We start from the raw sequence: 21,033 nt of genomic DNA, 5'->3' as shown, positions 1-21,033 counted from the left end.
ATGCGGGCGGTTGCCCGGCATCCAACGCCATTCATGGCCATATCAATGATTTTCTGGTGCGTACCGGGTTGAGAGGCGGTGTAAGTGAACTGCAGTTGCCATGTTTTACGGCAGTGAGAGCAGAGATAGCGCTGATGTCCGGCAGTGCTTTTGCCGTTACGCACCACCCCGTCAGTAGCTGAACAGGAGGGACAGGTGATAGAAACAGAAGCCACTGGAGCACCTCAAAAACACCATCATACACTAAATCAGTAAGTTGGCAGCATCACCGACGTGACGGACATAACCGTGATAACCCGCTGGGCCGTTCAGGGTGAGGTGTCCGTGCACCGCGTGCATATGCACATTGTCGGCGATGACGATGCAGTAACGGACGTTATTCACTTGTGGAACGGCGTTTTCAACACCCCCTTCCGGGATAAAACCCCGGCTGAGGCCAGAAACTGGATACCGGCATCCTGTCAGCCCCGCCTGACCGTGAACGCTGGCGACAGGCCGTCCGCACGCGAACCGGCTATCTGGCGTCGTGCCGATCCGGCCGGGATTATCCGACAGCAGACCGAATACTATACTGCCGCTACCGTAGAGCCTGAAAGGCTGCTTTCGCCTATGCGTAGCAATAACCGGTTACCGGCACTGGAAGACGCGTTTGACTGCAAAGTACGGGAATATTCGGACACGCTGCGCGTCCTGTATCCCTTCCCGGGCGTAACCGTCTGCCCACTGACGGAGCATGAGGAGCTTATTGAAAACGACCTAAAAGAGATCGGAAAGCTCGATGCGTTTACTTCGATCATTCAGCCCGTTCTGCAGGAAGTTCGCACGGTGTGTCCGGTGTTTTTCACCAACACGACCAACCTGATGAACTACATCCGAAGGTTTTCCACGCGTTTTAGCGCGCTGAGTGACGCTGATCAGCGGTTTGTTGAAGACCAGATTAATCAGCCATTGTTTCAGGTTTCAGTCAGCTGAGACCGCCCGCCGCACAGCCTGACGCGCCCTGCGTCTGGCGGAGGAGGCGGAACATCACGTCAGCCCATCCGGGCACGTTCGCACCGTAAGTAAACCCCGCGCAGCTTTCTGTCTGGCTTTTGCCTGCCCGCAGCCCTGCGCGCCCGTCTCTGTTTCCACATAAAGGACTTTCAATGAGCCTCAACGCCCGCGACTTTACCCAGGGCGGCCAGGTGATGAAATACATGATCGGCATGTTTGTGCAGATCATGAATATCGCCTCCTACTGGGTTGTGCTGTTTTCTGCACTGGTATTTTTCAGCTGGATGCTGCTGCGCCTTACGCTGCAGGAGTTCATTCACGGTAGCGCCTACTGGCTGGTTAAGTGGTTTGTCATGCCGCTGTCGAAATTCTCCGGCGGTAATTCTAAAAGCGGCTGGACCTTTCATTTTGAGCGACCCAACGGCGAAGTGGTGGCGTTTAAACACACTGCTCAGCAGGTGATGAACGATCCGTACTTCGTGCAGATGGGCGAAAGCGTTAAAGACGCCGCATTTTACGGCTGGGGCATTGCCACATTCTGCTTTGTTGCCGCCATTCTCGGCATTACCTGGTTTCTCGGGAGTAAGGGCGCGAAGCAGCGCGAGAGTGAGCTCACCGGCGGCCGCATTCTGGCGACAAGCCCTGCAGTAGTGAACCGCCTGCTCAAAAAAGCCGACGTGATGTCCCCGCTCAGCATTTGCGGTCTGCACATCCTTAAAGACTCCGAAATGCAGAACTTCGGCTTCCACGGCACCGTCGGCTCGGGCAAAAGTACCGCGCTGAACGACCTGCTGCGCCAGCTTCGCGCGCGAGGCGACCGCGTCATTATCTACGACAAAGGGAATAACTTTATCCCAACCTTCTATAGGCAGGATAAGGACAAGATCCTTTGTCCTTTCGATAAACGCTGTCCGTTCTGGGATCTGTGGGAAGAGTGCCAAACGGTGGGCGATTTTGAGAACTTTTCTACCTCATTACTACCTGACAGCAGCGGCAGCAGCGATCCGTTCTGGGTGCTGTCAGCCCGTTCTATGTTTGTGGCTGCCTCCCGCCGGATGGGACGTGATAAAAACCGCAGCATCGGTGAGCTGTTGAAAAAGCTGATGTCCATCAGCCTGGCTGATCTGCGCCAGTATCTTGAGGGCACGGACGCGGCAAATCTGGTGGATGGCAGCATCGAGAAAACCGCGATGACCATCCGCACCATTCTGACCACCTACGTTCGCTCGCTGCGCTACCTGCAAGGGCTGGATGAGCAGGTCCGCCGCCCGTTCAGCATCCGCGACTGGCTGCACACCGAAGACGCGAGCGGCGATAATCCGTGGATTTTCATCTCCAGTGACGGCCAGAACCACAATGCACTGAAGCCACTGTTGAGCGCGTGGCTCTATATGACCATGTCCGGCATTCTGGGCCTGAAAGCCGATCGTAACCGCCGCATCTGGATTTTTCTGGATGAGCTGCCGTCCCTGCACAAGCTGCCCATTCTGCCGGAGTTCTGCGCCGAGGGCCGTAAGTTTGGTGGCTGTACCGTTGTCGGTCTGCAGAACTTCCCGCAGCTGGAAGAAACCTACGGCACCAACGCGGCCAAATCTATCTGGGACCTGCTGAACACCCGCGTCTTTTACCGTGCCCCCAGCGGCTCGATTGCGGACTGGGTACAGAAGGAAATCGGCGAACAGCGTCACAAGAAGTTCAAAGATCAGTACAGCTACGGCATCGACATCATCCGCGACGGCGTGCAGTTCTCCAAAGACGAGGTTAACGAGTTCCTGGTCAGCTATTCCGACGTGCAGAGCCTCAACGACCTCGAGTGCTACATCACCCTGCCGGGCGAGTGGCCGGTGGTGCGCATGAAGCTGCCCTGGAAACCCTACCGCGAAATTGCTGAAGGGCGTATTCCACGCGACGTCGAGGACGTGTTTGACCCGGACATCGAGGCAACGCTTGCGGGCGAAACCGCCGACAACAAGGCCAGCCAGATTGTCGGGCGGCTGTTCGGTGACGCAGCTGTAGCGGCTGCAAAACCTGAAGACGAACAGAGCGCGGGCAACACCGGAGCCGCTGCAGGTACGCAGAGCGCAACGGCTCCCGCTGAAAACGCTACGGCGTCGTCTCCAGCGGCTCAGGCGGCAGCTGCCGAAGCAGGCGGGCGCGTAGTGGCGCTGCCGCCTCCTGTAGCGGAAGCATCCCCATCCCCAGAAACCACAGTGCCTGCGCCGGCCGCACAGCAGGAGGCAGAGCAGCGCCTGCAGGTTATGGACGTGGTTAAACATAACGGCACGGATTTTGGTCTGGACCGTAACTGAGGTGAATCATGCTGTCAGTCTCTGCAGTCAAAAGCGCCGGTAAGGCCGGCGCCTACTACACCAACGAAGACAACTATTACTTCCTCGGCGAGCAGTCCACGGAGTGGTACGGCACGGGCGCGGAAAATCTGGGCCTTGAGGGCCCGGTTAACCGGGACACCTTCGTCGCGGTGCTGGAAGGCCAGCTACCGGACGGCACCGACATGCGCCGCATGGAGGGTGGAGTCAATAAACACCGTCCGGGCTACGACCTGACATTTTCCGCACCCAAGAGCGCCTCGGTGCTTGCGCTCGTGACCGGCGACACCTTTCTCGTGGATGCACACAAGGAGGCGGTGCGCCGCACGCTGGACGAAGTTGAGAAACTCGCCACCACGCGCACCATGACCGACGGCATTACCGAGATGGAGAAAACCGGCAACCTGGTGATCGCGACCTTCATGCACGACACCAGCCGCAACCTTGAACCTCAGATGCACACGCATGCGGTTGTGGCCAACGCCACGCTCTCGCAAAACGGCTGGAAAACCCTTTCCACCGACATCAGCGGAAAGCAGGGCTTTACCGACGTGGTCTGGAACGAGCAGGTGAGCATCGGGGCGCTCTACCGTGGCCACTACCGGTCCATCATTGAGCCTGCGGGCTACCAGACCGAGGACACCGGGCCGCGCGGGGAGTGGGACATCACCGGCGTGCCGGTGAAGCCGTTTTCTTCGCGCCGCCAGGACATTCTCGATCTGGTCGGCGAAAACGCGACGGCGAAGCAGAAAAGCATGGCCGCCCTCGATTCCCGCCAGGCCAAGCACTTTGAAGACCCGGAGACGCTGCGCGAGCACTGGCAGTCGGTGCTTGAGGATACCGGCTTTGATGTTGAGACGTTCAGGGAGGAGCTGGCGGAGCGCCAGCAGCAGCGTGAAGCCGAAAGCGCCGGGCAGGAAGAGAAAGCCGCCACGCCTTCGGTGCTCGACGGCGCTGTGCGGGAGGCCATCGAGAGGCTGTCGTCGAAAAGCGTGCGCGTGACTTATGACGACGTGATGACCAGCGTGCTCAATCATGTACCCGTCAGGGAGGGCGTTTACGGGCAGGCGCGTAAGGCCATTGACAGCGCCATCGGTCACGGCCAGCTTATCGCCGTGGATAAAAACCAGACGCTGTTCACCACAGCCGCCCACGTTCGCGACGAGGCGCGCCTGTCGCAGCTGGCCGCCGGGCTGGCGGAAAAGCGCGGCGGGCTCACAGCGCCGGCGGGCGAGCGCGGCGTGCTGGCGCAGGTGGCCGACGCCGATCGCGCGGTGTCGCTGATTGACGTGCGCGGCGGCACGCAGTTCATCAGCGACCTCAACAACAGCATCATGGCAATGGCCAGCGAGAACAGGCGTCCGCTGGTCGTGGTGGCCGCCGACGGCGCCGCGCGCAAGCGCCAGCTGGCGACCTTCGGCGACAAGCCCGGCGTACAGCTTATGACGGCGGAGGAGATGAAAAGCGCTGAGCTGCCGGCGCGCCCGCTGGTGCTGGTTGCGGAGGCCGAGCGCTTTAACACCTCCGGGCTGCACGACGTGCTGAAGACGGCGGCGCAGCACGATGGCGCCACGCTGGTGACCGATACTCATGCCCGACGCACGGCAGGCTTTGCGTCGGAAGTGCTGAGCGCGGCGGGCGTGAAACAGTTCACCGCTTCACCGAAGACCGAAAACGTACGCGTGACGATGGTGCAGAAGGACACGGTGGAGGACCGGCTCAGTGTGGCGGCGCGCTACTACGCGCAGGAAAAAGCGCAGGGCCGGCAGGTGTCGCTGCAGGCGGGCAACGCGCGCACGCGCGACCAGCTCACGATCCGGACCCGGGAAATCCTCGCCGACGAGGGGCAGCTCGGCCGGGTGCTGGGCGAAGCCACGGTGCGGGTGCCGGTGTGGCTGGACGCCAGCAACCGCAACGACCGCAGCGTCTACCGCGCGGGCATGGTGCTGGAGCATCACGAGGGGCAGGGCCAGAAGTCGGTGTTCACCATCGCCGGCGTCAGCGAGCGGCATAACCTGCTGACCCTGAAAGACGAAAAGGGGCAGACGCAGGGCGTGAGCATCAGCAGCATCGACAGCCACTACCGGCTTTACCGGGAGAAAAAGCTGGAGCTGCGCGAGGGCGAGCAGCTGCGCGCCACGGCCGATCTCGGCAGCCGGGCCGGCAGCGGGGAGCGGCTGACCGTCACCGGCGTGAAGGAGGGGCGCTGGCTGTTTAAGGACACCATCACGATGGAAAACGCAAAGGGCGAGCGCGTCAGGCTCGACCGCAACGCGCCGCTCTACGCGGACTACGCCTACGCCGAGTCTTTTGGCGCCACGCGTCGCACGGAGGGGCGCGTGGTGGCGGTGCTGGCGGGCAAGGAGGTGAACGACGCGACCGTAAACATGCTGCGCCGCAGCGGCTCGGACGTGATTGCATTCACCCCGCTGGACGAGGCCACCATCGGCCGCCGCCTGGAGGAAAACCGCCCGGTGGTCAGCGTGACGCAGGGCATCAAATCGCTCGCCGGGGAAAGCGAGCTGACGGACGCCCTGCGGGAGCTGGAGTCCCGGAAGATGTCGCAGCCGGAGCGCGCGATGCGGCTGGCCATCGAGAAAGCCACCGGCACCGACGTGACGTTCACGGGCGTCCGGGCGCTGGCCGGGGTGATTAACACCGACCGCAGCATCACGCCCGAGCGCGCGCAGGAGGAGCTGTCACGCCTGGTGCAGCGCGGGGAGATTTTTGAACTCAGCGGGGAGCAGGGCGCGGCCGGGAAGTACATCTCCCGCGAGAACTTTGAGAATGAGGTGTCCATCCTGCGCCACGTTGCCGAAGGAAAAAACAGCGTAAAACCCCTGCTGGCCGGCGGCCTGAGTGAGGAGAAAGCCGCCGGGCTCACGGACGGCCAGCGCGAGGCGGGCAACCTCATTCTGACTACCCGCGATCGCTTTACCGCCATTCAGGGGTATGCGGGGGTGGGGAAAACCACGCAGTTCCGCACCGTGGCAGCCGCACTCGCCGCCGCAGACAACGCCCCGGACATTCGCGGGCTGGCACCCACGCACCGCGCCGTCAGCGAGCTGTCTGACGCGGGTATCCCGGCGCAGACCATCGCCAGTTTTCTGAGCGAAAGCAGCCAGTGGCAGGCCGCCGGACAGGCGCGCGACTTCCGCAACACCGTGTTCGTTATCGATGAGTCCTCCATGAACGGCAACGCCCAGCTCGCCTCTCTGATGGACGTGATTGCCGAAGGCGGCGGCCGTGCAGTGCTGAGCGGTGACCAGGACCAGCTGAAGTCCCTGGAGTCCGGCGCGCCGTTTGCGCTGGCCCTTGAGCGCAGCGCCGCAGACGTGGCGGTGATGAAGGAAATTGTGCGTCAGATCCCCGCGCTGAAGCCCGCCGTGGAGGCGGTTATTGCCGGCAACGTGCGTGAGGCGGTCCGCATCACGGCAGATACCAGCCCGCAGAGCGTGCCGCGCCAGCCGGACGCGTACGTGCCTGAAAGCAGCGCGATGGACGGCAAGACGATGGCTGTGGCTGACGAGACGAGCGGGCCGGGCCAGGCCCCGGCAGACAAAGAGGGTCCGGACCTGATCGGTATGATTGCAGACGACTACAGCGGGCGGACGCCGGAGGCGCGCGACAATACGCTCATCGTGGCGGAACTCAACGCCGACCGCGAGGCCATAAACAGCGCGGTGCACAACCGGCTGCAGGCACAGGGGGCGCTGGGTGACGGCGTCACGGTGCCGCTGCTGGTACGCGTCAACAACAGCAATGCCGATCTGGGCCGGCAAAAGTTCTGGGAGGCGCAGGAGGGCAACGTTGTGCGCCGGGGCGAGCAGTATTTCAGGGTAGAGGAAACGGATAAGGAAAGCGGCGTGGTGCGCATGGCGGGGCTTGATGGCGCGCCGGACCGCTGGATCAGACCCGCAGAGCTGCGCAAGGAGGATGTTGCCGTGTTTAAAGAGGTTGAGCGGGAAATCAGCACCGGTGAGAAAGTTCGCCTGACGGCAACGGACCGCGACCGCAACGTGCGCGCCAGCGACATGGCCGTGGTGTCAGGCATTACGGAGGAGGGAAAAATTCTCATCGATACCGGCGACCGGCAACTGTCATTCGATCCTGCCGCGCGCTACGCCGACCGCCACATGGACTACGGCTACGCCGTCACCACCTACAGTTCGCAGGGCGCGTCCGTGAAGTACCTTATCGGCCTGTTTGGTGAAGAGGGCGCCAGAGGCCGCATGGCGGCGCTGGACAGCACATACGTAGAGCTCTCAAGGGCAAAGGAGCACGTTCAGACCTACTTCGACAATCTTTCTGGCTGGGCAGCGAAGGTGGAGAGTAAAAGCGGGCGGCGCCAGACGGTGCACGACGTGCTGATGCGGGCAGAAGACGTGCGGGCAGATCGGGAGATACAGGCGTGGGACAAAAGCCTGCCGGTATCAGGCACGCGCCTGGCGGACCGGGTGGATCAGGACCTGACGGTGGACGCACGCTTTATGGCCGGGAAAACGCCGGAAATGTTGTGGCCGGTTATCAACGAGCACGGCCGGCAGCGCGGAAACTGGCACGTTCCGGTATCCCCCTCCACCGGGGAAGTAGACTTTTCAGCCGCCCACTATGAAGGGGCAGCGGACGGCAGTCGCATCGTGCTGCAGCGCGGGGAAAAGCACGGAAAGGTGCTGGAAGCCGCGGATGTCGCGCAGGCGCTGCAGCTGATGAAGGACAACCCGGAAAGCCCTGTCGTGCTCTCTGCTGACCACAGTGAACGTCCGGATGCCAGAGGCGCGTCGGCAGCAGCGACGTCGGGTGGGGAGGAGCTGGACCGCCGCGAAGCCGAGGCGCTGGAGAAAGCCGTTAAGGCCGCGCTGGGGCAGGAGGAGAAAGAGCCGGAGCCTGTTGCGCCTGAAGAGGCGCGGAGCGCACCGGACGACAGAGAAAGCGAGCGCGAGGCAGCGCTGGCAGCAGCGCTGGAAGAGCTGCAGGAAGAGGAGGCTTTTGATTACCGCGACTACGACCTGTCGCCGGAGCGTGAGGACCGAACCGCAATGATGAACGATGAAGTTAACGTGATGCGCCACGAGCGCAGCGAACCTGAGCCGGAGTTTGGCCATAAACCTCAAAAGACGCTGGAGTAGACCCTATGACAATACTGCTTATTGCGGCCACCGTGGCCGTTTCCCTGATGATGCTGATGGCCTGGCTGCCTGAGTTAAGGGCAGAAGGCGCGCTGCTTCGCCGCTGGAGTAAGGGAGGCGGCGAGCCCCGCTGCAGTGAGGCCATACAGAACGTGGTTGACGGCTTCATTAAGGATTTTTCAGCCACGCACCGCCTGGCGGAAGCCGAAACGGCGCGCATCCGGGAGATGAAGGCCCGTCCGGGCATGATGCCGGTGACCCTGCTGCTGCATCCGCAGCTGGTGCGGCGGGAAAAAGGACGCTTTACGCGCGGGCGAAACCTGACGTCCGTGTTTGTGGCCACGGGCGTGAGCGCCCTTATCATGCCGCCGCTCGCCGGCATGGCCATGCACAACATGAGCCTGTGGCTGCTGCCCTTTCTGAACACGGCGGTGTTTTTTGCCGGCCTGCAGCTGCTGCGCTACGCATATTCTGACATGGGCCTGCTGAACGTGCTGGTGACGGGTAAGCCTGACTGAAAAAACGGCCTGCCGCCCTGCGGTTGGCCGGTCCCTCGCGTCCAGGATTGAAAATCCCGCACGCTCACGACCCCCGGAGAACCCCATGAAGGTCATTATTTTGCCACTGCTGTTAAGCAGTCTGGTGCTGCTGCCAGATGCAGTTCACGCCGTGGACGCGCCTGGCGTCAGCGTCGGCTTCTCCCCGGAAGGCAGCGCAGTAGCGCTGGTGCTCGATGTCATTGATCGCGCACAGACGGAAATCCGGCTCGCCGGCTACAGCTTTACATCACCTGAAGTGGCCTCTGCCCTTATAAGAGCTAAAGCGCGCGGCGTGAATGTGCGCGTGGTGCTCGATGAAAAGGCGAACCAGAACCGTATAAGCCAGTCGGCCATTAACCTGCTCGCAGCGCGCGACATCCCGGTTCGTCTTAACGGGCAGTACGCCGCCCTGCATGACAAGTTTATCGTCGCTGACGGACGAATGGTTGAAACCGGCAGTTTTAACTACACCCGCTCAGGTGCCCGGCACAACAGCGAAAACGCGCTGGTCATCGGAGATATGCCGGCGCTTGCTGATCGCTACCTCCGGCACTGGCAGTCCCGCTGGGATGCAGGTACAGCGTACAGGCTGTCTTACTGACCCACCGTGTTAACCGTCCGTAACGCCGGATCAGCCCGTTCGCCAGCGGCTGTGAGGTATCACAATTAAGGCATATTACTGATTTGGCTTATGCTATGCTGCGGAAAGTCTTATTTTGCAGCAGGGTACGAGCATGAGCCCCCGTGATTCAGTAACATCAGCTCCCGAAAAGAAACGCACCCGTAACAGAGAGCAGCCAACTCCTGATAAGGAACGCGCGCGCGCCTATAAGGCACGAAAGCGTGAAACGCACAGAGCCATCAGTCTCTTTATCCATACAGAGATGAAAGAGGCGCTGGTTAAGCTTTGTGAGTTAAAGGGAATATCGCAGGCTGAGTTGCTTGAAAAGCTGATTGAGGCGGAAGCACGAAGTAATGGAGTGCTGTGACTGGTCACGTTATTGCCGAAAGCGTTTCTGAGTGATAGATTACGGACAGTTAAGAATTGATGGCTGGCCACGCCGGAAAGCGGCAGGGATCTGAGGCGGCAGGACCAAATCAGAAAAGAAAAACCCCGAAAATCCCTTCAGTTTGGCGACGGATGAGGATTAACGGGGCCCAACACTATACTGCACAGGATTATTGCCCTGTGCGGGGAGTATAGATTCATGCCCGGAAAAAGACAATCCGTACTGTGCATACTCTGCCTGCGCAATATAAGCGCCGGGCGGTATGCATAAGCAGACACCTCTCAATTCATTCTCCCGACCTGACAATCGCCACCGTGGCGATCATTCCACTGCCTGCAAATGCTCTAATCCGGAATGGTTCGCGCCGAAGGGCTATCGCCGCCTGCCGGGTCAGATGGGCCACGCCATGAGCCGCCTTGTAAATAAGGACAAGCGCACAGGGAAAATGACGCTGCGTCAGCGCATATCCCGCCATCCCTACTTTGTGCAGCTGCGCGACGTCGCAGGGCGCAAACGTGACTTTCGTCCCGAAAAACAGGCGCTGTATGACGCCATGTGGCCGCTGTGTGTCCAGCGTGCGGATCTTGCCACCTCTGTTGTCACCTTTAACGGCAGCAAGCTGGCCGATGAACTGAGCCCGAAAGACGAAAATGGCAACGTCATTCCGGAAACGCGCGTAGAACCCAGCCGGTTGTCTCGCCTGTTTGAAGAGTGGGAGCGTTACGGCCTGATAGAGCGACCGGACCTTGAAATGGACCCCGTAACCGGTTACTGCATGCCGCGTCATATCGTATTGACCGACCAGTTCTGGCAGCTGTGCGGCATCGATATGGACAAATTTCTGGCTGAGCGCAACGAACGTCTTGCTGCAGAAGCCGACGGCATCATCGAACCGGGCACGCACGCCTCAGTTCGCGCCGCGCGCCGGCGCTGGTATGAAAATATGCGCATGGCCACGCTGATCAGTCGTCGTGATAAAGCATCCAGGCAGAAGCGCCGTAAACGGCTGAGTAAACTGCCGCTTGATGACAGGCGTAACGCGATGGCCAGGCTGCTGCGCACGCGTCCAGTCCACGAGTGGAAAACGCTTCCCCCGGAAGATTTTGATCGCCTGGTCTGGAAATGTCTGCGCCAGCTGGAGCTGGGGCTCGACTATGAGCCCATGCTGCCTGAAGTACCTGATATAGTTCACTGACATACCCGCCCAATTTTAACCGCCTTGACTGGCGGTGAAGTCGTTTGTGCCGGGCACTGAACGCCCTCTTTTGCGCTGGTATTTCTCCTGGCAATCAGTGAATCGTGGCCGCAAAATCACTGCGGCCTTTTTTACCCACAGTTACCCGCAATCAACATCAGAAAATTACCTGCAATTACAGTCAGCACTACGCGCAATACAGTCCTGACTTACGTCAGAAAGAATAATCAAAATAATAAATAAGGTTTTCATGCAGACATCTGGCGAAGATAAATTAAATGATTTCGCTTGCAGCGGCCGCAGGCGTCCGCGCCGCTCAGAACCTGAAGTAGCTCCCGCCGACAGGCGGCGGGCAATACATATTAGTTACATCATTCATTAATACTCTCATTTAACCCCCACCCGAGCCGAACCTGAAACCCCGTGCCCCTCTCCGGCAAAATCCCGGAGCCGTACCTGAAGCCCGGTTGCCCCACTGACCAGATCCCGCCGCCCTGCCCAAAGGGCCGGTACTTCAAAGTAGCTCCCGTCGAAAACGACGGGCATTGCCCGTCATCATAAGAAGCTAATTAAATAACATCACGATCGCAGTGCGCATTTCAGCATCGAGGGGCTCCCACCTGAAAAGCGCCGCCGCCCCGGCCAGAGGCCGGGATGGAGTCGCTTTTATAGATGGATGATGTAACTAGGAATTGAAGCCGCTGTGAGTACTGTCGCTTCAGCACCGGAGAACACGCCCGTAAGCGGCCCTGACGGCCCGCTAACGCGGAGATACGCCCCGACTGCGGCTACGCCTTGTCGTGACCACTCCGACGGCGCACAGGGGCTTTACATCGCGTTTAGCAGGTTTGGCTTAGCAGGGCAAGGGATGGGTTTGGTGAAACCTATCAAAACGGAACCGGCTTCGCCGGGCTACCAGCGCCGTCCAGCTCTTGTGCAATATGCAACTGCTTCTGGCGCCTTCATGCCGCTTCGCGGCATTTAAGGGCTGGCTACGCACTGCTCGCCAGCCTGTATGTGCTTCTCAAGCCAATATCCGCTTTGTGCCAAAAGCGGACGTTTACTTTTGATTAAGACGCTTTTTTGAGCGGAGTTTTTAGAGATCAATGAGAATGGCTCCCTGCAAGGTGGCCCGGTGTGATCACTGGCGACACATATTCCGGCTCTTCAGTCTGCTCCAGCTCACGCAGAATGCCGCAGTCGCGAGTCGCCCGATTTGCGTTGCAGTGACTCCGAAGCTCATTCAACTGGTTTTCCAGCATATTCAGCTCGCAAATCCGGGCCTGAACATGATGAAGATGCTCATCTATCAGAGCGTTCACCGTTCCGCAGTCTGCATCTGGCTGACTGCGCGCCTGCAGCAATACCCGGATTTCACCATGCGTCATATCAAGCGCCCGGCAGCGACGGATAAACATCAGTCGCTCCAGATGCGTGCTGTCATAATGCCGGTAGTTGTTTGTCTGGTCGCGTATTGCAGGCTGTAATAATCCTTCCCGTTCGTAATAACGTACGGTTTCAACCTGGCACCCTGCCTGCCGTGCGAGTTCGCCAATTTTCATATTTCACCTCACTCATGCTTGACCCTGTAGTTGCTTCAGGGTCTTTAATGCCACTATAAGCGATGAACAGGATAAAAACATGAGTGACTGCTGCAGTAACAGTAAATGCGGAACGACCGCATCCGGTAAAAACTCGCCTGTAAAAGATATGGACGTCGTAAATTCCGATATTCCGGCGAAGGAAGGCAGGCCAGAACACGACGCTGCCACTGAATGTTGCAGCGGTACTGGCTGTTGCGCGTCAGAAGCGATAAACCCTTCAGCCAGAGATGCTGCCGGGAATGATATTCAGACACGCCTGCGCATTATGCAGATGGACTGTCCTACAGAGGAGACCCTGATCCGTAAGAAACTAGGGCCTCTGTCTGCTGTAAAACATCTGGAATTTAACCTTATGCAGCGGACGCTTACTGTTACTCACGCGGCCCGTGCTCTTGAACCGGTACTTGAGGCTGTACGCTCGCTGGGATTTGATCCGCAACTGACGGGCGAAAAATCCGCTGGTCAGAAGAGCTCTTGTTCAGGCAGTCAGCCATCAGGCACGACCGCTTCCTGCTGTACTCCGTCCCCGGTCACTTTTAGTGAGCTGCAGACGCAGCAGACTACTGCTGAAGGGGTGCGTACCAGTATCCGGATTATGCAGATGGACTGTCCCGTGGAAGAAGGCCTGATCCGTAAAAAACTGGACGGCATGCCTGAGGTCAAAGAGCTTGACTTTAATCTGATGCAACGTGTGCTGACGGTAGTCCATACTCCTGATGCGCTGGATCCGGTTCTGGTGGCCATTCGCTCACTGGGCTTTGAACCTGAACTTCCTGACAGCAGTGGCCAGCATGCAGTAAAGGAAGAAAAGAAAAAATCCTGGTGGCCGCTGGCGCTGGCTGGCGCAGCGGCGATAGCCGCTGAGGCCATGCACTGGGTCGGCATGCCTGAGTGGGTCGAGGCTGCGCTGGCTCTGATTGCCGTGTCAGCCTGCGGCCTGACTACCTACAAGAAAGGCTGGATAGCACTGCGTAACGGCAATCTGAACATCAATGCTCTGATGAGTATTGCTGTGACCGGTGCGCTGGCGCTCGGGCAGTGGCCGGAAGCCGCTATGGTGATGGTGCTGTTCACGATAGCAGAGCTGATTGAGGCAAAGTCTCTTGATCGCGCCCGTAATGCTATAGGCTCCCTGATGAAGCTGACGCCAGATACGGCTACGGTTCAGCAGCAGGACGGTTCCTGGAAAGAAACTGATGCAAAATCTGTTTCTCTGGACAGCGTGGTCAGGGTCAGGCCCGGCGAGCGTATTGCGCTGGATGGCATTGTAACCCGGGGCCGCACCGCCATTAATCAGGCACCCATTACCGGAGAAAGTCTGCCGGTAGATAAAGGTGAAGGCGATCCTGTATTTGCCGGCACGGTTAACGGCTCGGGCGGCTTTGAATATCGGGTGACGGCTGCTGCCGGGAACACCACGCTGGCGCGAATCATTCATGCCGTAGAGGAAGCTCAGGGAGCAAAAGCCCCCACACAACGCTTTGTCGACCGCTTTTCACGTATCTATACGCCCGTCGTATTTATCATTGCGGTTGCGGTTGCGGTTCTTCCGCCTTTGACTGGCGGAGGAAGCTGGCAGGAATGGATTTATAAGGCGCTGGTCATGCTGGTTATTGCCTGTCCGTGCGCGCTCGTGATTTCCACACCGGTGACTATTGTCAGCGGTCTGACGTCTGCAGCTCGCAGAGGGATCCTGATTAAAGGCGGTGTTTACCTGGAGGAAGGCCGCCGGCTTAAATGGCTGGCGCTCGACAAGACCGGTACGCTTACTCACGGGAAGCCGGTACAGACAGATGTGGTGATTTATGCCGGTGTCACGGAAAGCGAAGGGCGTGCGCTGGCTGCCAGCCTGGCGGGTTATTCCGATCACCCGGTATCGCAGGCCGTGGCGGCGGCGGCAAAAGGTACACAACGTTATACCGTGGACAGTTTTGAAGCTCTGGCCGGGCGCGGCGTCCGAGGAGTGATCAACGGAAAAACTTACAACCTTGGAAACCTGAGGCTGACGGAAGAAACGTTAGCCTGCCCGCCCGCTGTAAAAGAGGCACTTGCCCGGCTGGAAACACAGGGGAAAACCGTTGTCTTACTCAGTGATAAAATGCAGGTGCTCGGGCTGTTTGCTGTGGCTGATACGGTTAAAGAAAGCAGCCGGGAGGCGATAAAAGCGCTGCACAGCCTCGGCGTCAGTACGGTCATGCTTACGGGAGACAATGCGCACACCGCCAGCGCGATCGCCAGTCAGGTCGGTATAGATGAAGCCCGGGGCGACCAGCTGCCGGAAGACAAACTCCGCGCTGTAGAGTCGTTTGCTGCTCAGGGCACTACGGGCATGGTCGGAGATGGCATCAATGATGCCCCGGCGCTGGCCCGTGCGGATATTGGCTTCGCTATGGGCGCAATGGGAACCGATACTGCAATTGAAACCGCCGACGTGGCGCTGATGGATGATGACCTGCGGAAAATACCTGCCTTTGTCCGGCTATCCCGACAGACCTACAACGTTCTGGTTCAGAATATTGTCATGGCAATTGGAATAAAGGCAGTATTCCTGGCTCTGACAATCGCAGGCATGGGCACAATGTGGATGGCCGTGTTTGCGGACGTGGGCGCAAGCCTGCTTGTTGTGGCAAACGGCCTGCGTTTATTGCGTAAATAGCTGCTTAATGTGTTGCCCGTCGGATGACGGGCAATGTTCTCTTTTCACTCATAGTGAACGCTGTCCTGCGCATGCATCCGTGTTATGCCAGAAACAGACGTTCAGCTTTAACAATTACTCAAATAAAAAGATTTTGCCCGTTTGACTCCATAAATATATTTCCATTATTCTGGAAATACAGTTATGGAGGAAGTATGGATTTAAATACTGCAGCAAATGCACTCCGTGAATTAGGACACCCGACGCGCCTGGGCATTTATCGGGAACTGGTTAAGGCGGGCCATAATGGCCTGCCGGTCGGCGAACTGCAGAAGCGCCTCGGCATTCCGGCCTCCACGCTCAGCCATCATCTTTCTGCGCTGATATCCGCCGGCCTGATCAACCAGGAAAGGCAGAGCCGTACTCTGTTCTGCAGACCGTGTTATGCGCAGCTTGAGCAGCTGATGGCCTTTTTGACAGAAGAATGCTGCGCAGGCGGCAGCTGCGGCCTGTCACCCGCGACGACTCACGAAGAGACCTCATTGTGAACAACATCAACAATACCCTGAAAAACATTGACCCCGCGCTTCTGGACATGCCGCTGACGGAAGAGAAACTGCATGCCACAGAAGTGGCGCACCCGCCTCGCATTCTGATGCTCTACGGCTCGCTGCGAGAACGCTCTTACAGCCGGCTGGCGACGGAGGAAGCCGCCCGGCTCCTGACGGCGATGGGCGCAGAGGTTAAAATTTTTAACCCGTCCGGCCTGCCGCTGCCTGACGATGCCCCGGAGACGCACCCAAAAGTTGTCGAGCTGCGTGAGCTGGTTCTCTGGTCAGAAGGTATGGTCTGGTGCTCGCCTGAGCGTCACGGCGCCATGACCGGCATCATGAAGGCGCAGATTGACTGGATACCCCTGACGTCCGGCGCGGTTCGCCCGTCGCAGGGAAAAACTCTCGCCGTCATGCAGGTGAGCGGCGGCTCGCAGTCGTTTAATGCCGTCAACCAGATGCGCATCCTCGGCCGCTGGATGCGCATGATTACCATCCCGAACCAGTCATCCGTAGCAAAAGCCTGGGCCGAGTTTGAGGAGGACGGCCGCATGAAGCCTTCCCCGTATTACGACCGCATCGTTGACGTGATGGAGGAGCTGATGAAATTCACCCTCCTGACGCGCGGCCGGAGTGAATATCTGACCGATCGCTACAGCGAAAGGAAAGAAAGCGCCGCGCAGCTTTCAGAGCGGGTCAACCAGCGCAGCATATGAAAAAAGCCGGCATTTTGCCGGCTTTTGTTTTTGTATGTCCCGTCCAGTCAGGCGCATGCTCAGGGGTCAGCGGCTGATACGGTTTCCGTGCTCATCAATAACCTGCTCGCCATCTTCTTTTGTAAAAGGCCCCTGCTGCGGATCTGGCAGAATGTCCAGAACCGCTTCAGACGGACGACAGAGCTTTGTGCCGAGAGGCGTCACAACTACCGGACGGTTAATGAGGATGGGGTGAGCCAGCATGGCATCCAGCAGTTCTTCATCGCTGAACCGGTCCTCTGCCAGACCCAGCTGCTCATAGGGCTCTGTATTTTTGCGCAGCAACGCGCGCACGCTAATCCCCATATCCGCAATCAGTTTTTGCAGCTCGTCGCGCGTCGGCGGCGTCTCCAGATACATAATCACTGAAGGCTCCACGCCACTGTTGCGGATAAGCGCCAGGGTATTACGGGACGTCCCGCAAGCCGGGTTGTGATAAATGGTGATATCAGTCATAAACGGTACTCCGTTACGGTGCTGCGCAGACGCAGCCCCGGGGTTAAGGTTAAACAGACAGGCGCAGGACCAGCGCCGCCAGCGTCACAAAAAGCACCGGCAGGGTCATTACGATGCCCACGCGAAAGTAATAGCCCCAGCTGATGGTGATGTTTTTCTGCGCCAGAACGTGCAGCCACAGCAGGGTTGCCAGGCTGCCGATTGGGGTGATTTTCGGACCGAGATCGCAGCCGATGATGTTGGCGTAAACCATCGCCTCCTTTACCACTCCCTGAGCGGTACTGCCGTCAATGGAAAGCGCGCCAACCAGTACGGTAGGCATGTTGTTCATGACCGATGACAGGAAGGCCGTCAGAAAACCGGTGCCCAGCGTGGCACCCCAGACGCCGTGCTCCGCAAAGCGGTTCAGGATGGCAGAGAGATAATCCGTAAGTCCGGCGTTGCGCAGGCCATACACAACGAGATACATGCCCAGCGAGAAGATGACTATCTGCCAGGGCGCGCCCTTCAGCACCTTCCGGGTATCAATAGCGTGTCCTTTCCGCGCAACCAGCCAGAGAATAAATGCGGCTACCGCCGCGACCAGACTGACCGGCACGCCCAGCGGCTCCAGACCAAAAAAGCCGGCCAGAAGCAGGAGCAGCACCAGCCACCCGGTTTTAAAAGTGCGCATGTCACGGATAGCTTCCCGTGGCGTTTTCAGCTTAACCAGGTCATAGGTTGCCGGAATGTCTTTGCGAAAAAACAGATGCAGCATCACAAGCGTGGCCGCCACGGAGGCAATATTCACCGGCACCATGACTGACGCATACTCACTGAAGCCCAGCTTAAAGAAATCCGCCGTCACGATGTTGACCAGGTTCGACACGATGAGCGGCAGGCTGGACGTGTCCGCGATAAAGCCAGCCGCCATCACAAATGCCAGCGTGGCCCCGGGGCTGAAGCCCAGCGCCAGCAGCATGGCGATAACAATGGGCGTCAGGATAAGTGCCGCGCCGTCATTAGCGAACAGCGCCGCCACCGCCGCACCCAGCAGAACAATATACGTGAACAGCAGCCTGCCCCTGCCGCCTCCCCAGCGGGAAACGTGCAGTGCCGCCCACTCAAAAAATCCTGACTCATCTAACAGCAGGCTGATGATGATGACCGCAATAAACGTGGCCGTGGCGTTCCAGACAATCTGCCAGACGGCCGGAATATCCCCGATATGCACTACGCCGGTCAGCAGCGCCAGCGCAGCCCCGATAAGGGCACTCCAGCCAATACTGAGCCCTTTCGGCTGCCAGATAACCAGCACCAGCGTCAAAATAAAAATTGCACCCGCCAGAAACATATACCCTCCTTCAAAACTGCGCCTGTCAGAACTGGCACAACGACCCAATGAATACATATACGTAAAAGCATATATGTATGGTCAAATTTTTAAATGCAGACAGGTTTACCGTTAGTCATTGCGTTGTCCCGCTCAGCCTGCTGGCTGAGGTGCAGAATGTCATCCCGCTGACACAGATAAGCCTGTTCAATGACGGCTGCCGCCCAGGCAGGCATGTGAGGTGACAGCCGGTAATGAATCCATTTGCCATCACGCCGGTCGATAAGCAGGCCGCTGTCTCTGAGCAACGCAAGATGACGGGAAATTTTTGGCTGGGCTTCCCTGAGAATGGATGTGAGTTCACAGACGCAAAGCTCCCCCTTTTCCCGCAGTAGCAGCACCAGACTGAGTCGGGTTTCATCAGACAACGCTTTGAAAAGCTGAAGGGGGTTTAGGTGAACCATGACAACTCCTGTGTATGAAGCAACAGGTAGTATCGCTACGTACAGACTGGCGATCAACTATATATTCGAAAAAGAATATATATCACCCCCGTTGCATATTCTTTTTTGCAAACCAGTTCTGTAATACAACCGAGCGTTAATCACGGGAGGATGTAATCGCTTAATGTCCGCTTTTCGCTCTTAGCGGACTTTGCCTTGTTCATAGTGTCTGTTCTATGAACTACGCCTTTAATATCTGGACGGACATCAGGTATGTACCAGGGAATTTGAAATCTCGTCACAGAATGCGGTACCTGTTTTCAGTACACCGTAACACCAGTGCACCAGTTTTCTCATCAGGGCACCAATGGCCACCATTTTTGGCTTTCCTCGCAGGCACAGCTCATTGTACATATTGCGCATCCGCTTATTGTGAATTTTTCCGCAAAGGGCTGACATATAAAGCTTTGCTCTTAACTGAGGAGGGCCTATTTTCGACATGCGGGAGCGATTGCGTACCGACGTGCCTGAACGCTTCTCCACAGGCACCACCCCCAGAAAAGCTGCAGCCTGTTCAGCTGACTCAATATTATAGCTGCGCAGCACGACCAGCATGTGCATTCCCAGCTGCGGCCCGACAGACTTAATCGATGTCAGCAGGCTGAAATCCCGCTTCAGGTCAGGACAAGCCTGGATGTGCGCTTTGATTTGTCGCTCGATGCTGTCTACCTCTTCACGAAGCAGATGCGCCATGCGCATGCAGGAACTGATGACATCTGCAGGCGTATAGGTTGACAGGTATTTTTCCAGGCGATTCTCCTCACGCACGGCATCGCCCAGCAGCACATCCCTGCGACGTAAGAGCGCACTGAGATGTCTGATTTCAGGTGCCGGCGGCTTCCAGCGATGTGGCTTTTTCAGGAGTGCGTAACAGGCCAGCATGTATGCATCGACTTTGTCCGTTTTCGTCATGATCCCCATGCCGCGGGCAAATTCTCTGCTACGGTGAGGGTTAGCCAGTGACACACAGAAACCTGCGTCATATAAGTCAGTGGCCAGCCGCTCGTGATAAACACCGGTTGCTTCCATAACCAAATGAACGTCCTGCGGACCGCAGTGCTGGAGCCTGAGCCAGCGAATTATGTTATCTGTTGCGCTCCGATCATTCCGGATATTGCGCGTTTTGATGCGACCTTTGATACCGTCATAAAGCATGCACAGATCAAGCGTGCTTTTGCTTACGTCTACACCCACTGGAAACATAGTTTCGCTCCTCTCACATAAACCGTCACGCCTGTTTGCCTTGTACATACGGAGTCGAGCTCCCGGTAACCGTTCAACCTGATGTGCTGGCGTGAAAGGTGAAGCGGAGGGCCTGATGCTGCTAAACAACGTTCAGTCTGTTAATGACCTTAAGGACAAGGGCGGGCTCGCTCTGCTTCAGTGGTGGTAGCTAATCACCACATAATCTTAGATACAAGGGCAAGGGATGGGAGCGGTGAAACCTATCAAAACGGAACCGGCTTCGCCGTGCTACCGGCGCCATGCAGCTCTTGTGCAATATGTGGCTGCTTCTGGCGCCTCTATGCCGCTAAAGCGGCATTCAGGGGCAGGCTGCGCACTGCTCGCCCGCCTCAAGGAAATAACGTCAGGAAAATTTACTCACAGCTCAGCCTTTTCTGTAGCGATCTCTGGCATTGTGGCGGTCTCCTGCTGCCAGTCGTGCTGCATATTCTGACTGCAGTAATCGCAGTAATTCTGGGATAAGAGCAGGCGTCACAGGCCACGGAAGGCTAAAATCTACGTCAAGAAGCTGATAAAGGAAGGATAAATGGCATTTCAGAACCCGGCGCAGAACTATGAGGAAAAGCGGCTCAACCTTGGTGATATGGTCAGCCTTTCCACACACTCAATCTACCTGATGCGCAGCGCCAGCGATTATCCGGAAGTTGGGGTTGATCGAATATCACATATGATTAGCGTATTTATTGACCATGCCCCTGACACCTTCAGTCTTACAAGTCCGGCAATGTAATATGATTTGGGTGATTCTTATTGCACAAATTCTTTCTGGAGTAATTGCC

17 protein-coding genes are annotated in these 21,033 nt (G+C 57.9%); 11 read left to right on the top strand and 6 right to left on the bottom strand.

Annotation, left to right across the window (positions count from 1 at the left end; genetic code table 11):
* Positions 1-215: IS1 family transposase (locus EKL29_RS19930; RefSeq protein ID WP_148104577.1), on the bottom strand; the 215-nt coding region annotated here is incomplete at its 3' end.
* 58 nt (positions 216-273) lie between these two features.
* Between EKL29_RS19930 and EKL29_RS19925 the strand changes: the two genes are divergently transcribed.
* From EKL29_RS19925 to repA, 7 genes are all read left to right on the top strand, one after another.
* Positions 274-972 carry a DUF6012 family protein gene (locus EKL29_RS19925; RefSeq protein ID WP_096073993.1) on the top strand — a complete coding sequence of 233 codons (699 nt, stop codon included), beginning with the start codon at positions 274-276 and terminating at the stop codon, positions 970-972.
* Between the two features lie 173 nt (positions 973-1,145).
* The gene (traD, locus tag EKL29_RS19920) at positions 1,146-3,302 is read left to right on the top strand and encodes a type IV conjugative transfer system coupling protein TraD (RefSeq protein ID WP_084884196.1); all 2,157 of its coding nucleotides are present in this window, start codon (positions 1,146-1,148) and stop codon (positions 3,300-3,302) included.
* 8 nt (positions 3,303-3,310) lie between these two features.
* A complete protein-coding gene (gene traI, locus EKL29_RS19915; RefSeq protein ID WP_096073992.1) occupies positions 3,311-8,449 on the top strand; it encodes a conjugative transfer relaxase/helicase TraI in 5,139 nt (1,712 codons plus the stop codon).
* 5 nt (positions 8,450-8,454) lie between these two features.
* Positions 8,455-8,967: a hypothetical protein gene (locus EKL29_RS19910; RefSeq protein WP_048783152.1), complete on the top strand. Its 513-nt coding sequence runs from the start codon at positions 8,455-8,457 to the stop codon at positions 8,965-8,967.
* Positions 8,968-9,052: 85 nt separating this feature from the next.
* Positions 9,053-9,589 carry a phospholipase D family protein gene (locus EKL29_RS19905; RefSeq protein ID WP_048783150.1) on the top strand — a complete coding sequence of 179 codons (537 nt, stop codon included), beginning with the start codon at positions 9,053-9,055 and terminating at the stop codon, positions 9,587-9,589.
* 133 nt (positions 9,590-9,722) lie between these two features.
* Positions 9,723-9,977 carry a RepB family protein gene (locus EKL29_RS19900; RefSeq protein WP_084884200.1) on the top strand — a complete coding sequence of 85 codons (255 nt, stop codon included), beginning with the start codon at positions 9,723-9,725 and terminating at the stop codon, positions 9,975-9,977.
* 283 nt (positions 9,978-10,260) lie between these two features.
* Positions 10,261-11,193 (top strand): plasmid replication initiator RepA, encoded by a 933-nt coding sequence (gene repA / locus EKL29_RS19895; protein WP_084884203.1) that lies wholly within the window; start codon positions 10,261-10,263, stop codon positions 11,191-11,193.
* A 1,103-nt stretch (positions 11,194-12,296) separates the two neighbouring features.
* On the opposite strand, the gene cadR is transcribed toward repA, so the two are convergent.
* Complete coding sequence (gene cadR, locus EKL29_RS19885) at positions 12,297-12,755, bottom strand: Cd(II)/Pb(II)-responsive transcriptional regulator (RefSeq protein WP_075203154.1); 459 nt, start codon at positions 12,753-12,755, stop codon at positions 12,297-12,299.
* A gap of 307 nt (positions 12,756-13,062) precedes the next feature.
* Between cadR and EKL29_RS19880 the strand changes: the two genes are divergently transcribed.
* The 3 genes from EKL29_RS19880 to arsH all read left to right on the top strand — a co-directional run bounded on the left by EKL29_RS19880 (position 13,063) and on the right by arsH (position 16,699).
* A complete protein-coding gene (locus EKL29_RS19880; protein WP_075203155.1) occupies positions 13,063-15,453 on the top strand; it encodes a heavy metal translocating P-type ATPase in 2,391 nt (796 codons plus the stop codon).
* A gap of 194 nt (positions 15,454-15,647) precedes the next feature.
* Positions 15,648-15,980, top strand: a complete 333-nt coding sequence (locus EKL29_RS19875) for a helix-turn-helix transcriptional regulator (RefSeq protein WP_048781204.1) — start codon at positions 15,648-15,650, stop codon at positions 15,978-15,980.
* On the top strand, positions 15,977-16,699 hold the full coding sequence (gene arsH / locus EKL29_RS19870) for an arsenical resistance protein ArsH (protein ID WP_075203156.1): 723 nt from the start codon (positions 15,977-15,979) through the stop codon (positions 16,697-16,699). Before EKL29_RS19875 ends, arsH begins: the two co-directional genes overlap by 4 nt.
* Positions 16,700-16,765: 66 nt before the next feature.
* Here the strand turns inward: arsH and arsC are convergent, their stop codons facing one another.
* From arsC to EKL29_RS19850, 4 genes are all read right to left on the bottom strand, one after another.
* A complete protein-coding gene (gene arsC, locus EKL29_RS19865; protein WP_048781205.1) occupies positions 16,766-17,194 on the bottom strand; it encodes a glutaredoxin-dependent arsenate reductase in 429 nt (142 codons plus the stop codon).
* Positions 17,195-17,243: 49 nt separating this feature from the next.
* The gene (locus tag EKL29_RS19860; RefSeq protein WP_048781206.1) at positions 17,244-18,527 is read right to left on the bottom strand and encodes an arsenic transporter; all 1,284 of its coding nucleotides are present in this window, start codon (positions 18,525-18,527) and stop codon (positions 17,244-17,246) included.
* Between the two features lie 89 nt (positions 18,528-18,616).
* Positions 18,617-18,970 carry a metalloregulator ArsR/SmtB family transcription factor gene (locus EKL29_RS19855; RefSeq protein ID WP_048781207.1) on the bottom strand — a complete coding sequence of 118 codons (354 nt, stop codon included), beginning with the start codon at positions 18,968-18,970 and terminating at the stop codon, positions 18,617-18,619.
* A 246-nt stretch (positions 18,971-19,216) separates the two neighbouring features.
* Positions 19,217-20,212: an IS110 family transposase gene (locus EKL29_RS19850; RefSeq protein WP_048781208.1), complete on the bottom strand. Its 996-nt coding sequence runs from the start codon at positions 20,210-20,212 to the stop codon at positions 19,217-19,219.
* A 568-nt stretch (positions 20,213-20,780) separates the two neighbouring features.
* Between EKL29_RS19850 and EKL29_RS23405 the strand changes: the two genes are divergently transcribed.
* Positions 20,781-20,984, top strand: a complete 204-nt coding sequence (locus EKL29_RS23405) for a hypothetical protein (RefSeq protein WP_048785347.1) — start codon at positions 20,781-20,783, stop codon at positions 20,982-20,984.
* Positions 20,985-21,033: the final 49 nt, after the last annotated feature.

Origin of the sequence: Pantoea sp. YU22 (assembly GCF_003970755.1) — a bacterium.
GTDB classification, from domain to species: Bacteria; Pseudomonadota; Gammaproteobacteria; order Enterobacterales; family Enterobacteriaceae; genus Pantoea; species Pantoea piersonii.
The sequence above is the reverse complement of the archived record's forward strand: the minus strand, read 5'-3'. Positions and strand labels throughout refer to the sequence as shown.

Coding starts and splice junctions, on each gene's coding strand:
- traD (WP_084884196.1), top strand. CDS start 1,146: ATGAGCCTCAACGCCCGCGACTTTACCCAGGGCGGCCAGGTGATGAAA.
- traI (WP_096073992.1), top strand. CDS start 3,311: ATGCTGTCAGTCTCTGCAGTCAAAAGCGCCGGTAAGGCCGGCGCCTAC.
- EKL29_RS19910 (WP_048783152.1), top strand. CDS start 8,455: ATGACAATACTGCTTATTGCGGCCACCGTGGCCGTTTCCCTGATGATG.
- EKL29_RS19905 (WP_048783150.1), top strand. CDS start 9,053: ATGAAGGTCATTATTTTGCCACTGCTGTTAAGCAGTCTGGTGCTGCTG.
- EKL29_RS19900 (WP_084884200.1), top strand. CDS start 9,723: ATGAGCCCCCGTGATTCAGTAACATCAGCTCCCGAAAAGAAACGCACC.
- repA (WP_084884203.1), top strand. CDS start 10,261: ATGCATAAGCAGACACCTCTCAATTCATTCTCCCGACCTGACAATCGC.
- cadR (WP_075203154.1), bottom strand. CDS start 12,755: ATGAAAATTGGCGAACTCGCACGGCAGGCAGGGTGCCAGGTTGAAACC.
- EKL29_RS19880 (WP_075203155.1), top strand. CDS start 13,063: ATGCAGATGGACTGTCCTACAGAGGAGACCCTGATCCGTAAGAAACTA.
- EKL29_RS19875 (WP_048781204.1), top strand. CDS start 15,648: ATGGATTTAAATACTGCAGCAAATGCACTCCGTGAATTAGGACACCCG.
- arsC (WP_048781205.1), bottom strand. CDS start 17,194: ATGACTGATATCACCATTTATCACAACCCGGCTTGCGGGACGTCCCGT.
- EKL29_RS19860 (WP_048781206.1), bottom strand. CDS start 18,527: ATGTTTCTGGCGGGTGCAATTTTTATTTTGACGCTGGTGCTGGTTATC.
- EKL29_RS19855 (WP_048781207.1), bottom strand. CDS start 18,970: ATGGTTCACCTAAACCCCCTTCAGCTTTTCAAAGCGTTGTCTGATGAA.
- EKL29_RS19850 (WP_048781208.1), bottom strand. CDS start 20,212: ATGTTTCCAGTGGGTGTAGACGTAAGCAAAAGCACGCTTGATCTGTGC.
- EKL29_RS23405 (WP_048785347.1), top strand. CDS start 20,781: ATGGCATTTCAGAACCCGGCGCAGAACTATGAGGAAAAGCGGCTCAAC.